The organism is Blautia sp. OF03-15BH, from assembly GCF_003463065.1.
Taxonomy (GTDB): domain Bacteria; phylum Bacillota; class Clostridia; order Lachnospirales; family Lachnospiraceae; genus Limivivens.
On sequence record NZ_QSCM01000017.1, the window covers coordinates 59,873 to 61,761 of the forward strand.

At 43.5% G+C, this 1,889-nt stretch carries 1 protein-coding gene; it reads right to left on the bottom strand.

Features of this window, described 5'->3' with window-relative positions:
- Nucleotides 1-82: 82 nt before the first annotated feature.
- Nucleotides 83-1,657, bottom strand: a complete 1,575-nt coding sequence (locus DXA57_RS14420) for a transposase (RefSeq protein WP_117767977.1) — start codon at nucleotides 1,655-1,657, stop codon at nucleotides 83-85.
- Between the last annotated feature and the right edge of the window lie 232 nt (nucleotides 1,658-1,889).

Below are 1,889 nucleotides of genomic sequence, written 5' to 3' on the forward strand. Positions count from 1 at the left end.
GTTCCTAATTGTATGCGACCATTGATTAATAAAAAATTGAAATTGATGTCAGAATTAACTAAAACATTCCCAGTCTGTCGGACTATAGAAGTCCGACAGACGGATTAGTATCCTTTCTTGGACGCCCTCTTGGGCGTTTGGTTTTTGACACTTCGGGTTCTTTTTTCTTACGTCCCCGCTTCTTTGGTTCAGGCTTAGGGACGGGTTCTGAAAGACCGAGTGCCTCGAGTTCTTCAAAAACGATCTGCAGTGTATGAACCCAGTAGCCATCATCTGTTTTTGGCTTCTGAGGTGCATCGGCCTTTCGCCATGCACTTGACAGATCATCCATCAGATCGCCGTAGCTCATCTTATTTAGGAGACCGGCCCTGGTGGCTTTACGGATAATCCGGCACGTCATTACTGTAGTGATGAAATTTACGAATTCTGACCCGATAACAGAGAAATCACCCTGGACATTTGTCTTGTCAAAACAGTCATCACTTTTGTATCGGTTAAATACAAGTTCAAGCAGCCATCTGTCATCGTAACACTGGTATGCGGTTTTAGGATCAAGATTCTGATCGCTCTCAAAAACGATCACGCCGAATAATGAAGACTTTTTGCTGTATTTCTTGGGCTCAAAGGTTTTTTGGTTTTCAGCCTTTGTCAGGTAATCAGCTTCTTCAATGGCTGCTTTTCTGGCATCTCTGTAGGAGTAGAGAAAACGCCCACCCTTGATCTGTTTTTTCTTATAAACGACATGACCTTCGATGCCTTCAAGAACACCCTCGAAAGACAGCATGTTATTATCGGAAATCCGAAGATCATTTCTTTTGATCGGTGTCAGGAAGTGGAGTTCCGGTCGTTCGGCCAGTTCCTCTTTGATCTTGCTGGGGGGAAATCCCTTATCGGCAACGATGATTCCTTTTCGGATATCATTATCACGGATAAATGCAGAATACGAACTCGCATCGATGCTGTTACCCGGAAAGACTTCGGCACACACAGGTTCCATCTGTTCGATATCATAAGCATACAATACGGATACTTCACTGCAGCCTCGGGTTCTGGCCTTGTAAGAATATGCAGAAAGATCATTCACGATACTGGTATTCTGTTTTAACGTTCCATCGATGGCGATATGATGATCTTCGGCAACAGATGAAATACGCAGCTGATAGAAGTCCTTCCGCTTGTTTCCGTCCTGTCCGATACGCTGAAGCAGATTTCCCAGAGTATTCTTTGACATGGCAGCGCCGGGATAATCCTTGCAGACGAATGTTCTACGGTAATGGGTAGCCATTCTTCCAAGAGTGATCTTGGGCCTGATGACACGAAGAGTCGCAATGGACATGATGCTGTATGCTTCGTTTGCCGGATAGATATTCAAAAGATCCGAGAGCAGATCAGCCGAAACTGATTTTACGAGAGCCGAAGCTCCGTAAGAAAGCATATCCGGTCCATCTGAGGCTGTGCTGTCAGTCAAAGGCACATATTTGTAATCAATGATGTGTCCGATGACTTTTCCGTTTTTGGGTTGTGGGTTACCACCCGGAATATATTTTGAAGATGCCCGCTGGCGGACTGCATAACGCTTCGGGCTGTTGGTTCCACTGTCATCAACAATCGTATTGACAGGTCTTGGAACTGCTCTGATTTCTGCCGGAACTGCCATAAAAATACCTCCTATATATAGTCCTATTATAACATATTCGGACTATATAGTACATATTTTTATGATAAATTTTGCAAAGAAATATGCCTGCAGAAACGATGTAACTCGCCAGGAATAGCTTAAAATGGGGCTTCTTCTCCTGATGAAAAGCAAAAATCTGGTATAAATCAAAGGAAACTGTATTTTCGGACTATCTTGCTATAGTCCGAAATGTTGGGAATGTTTTAATTAA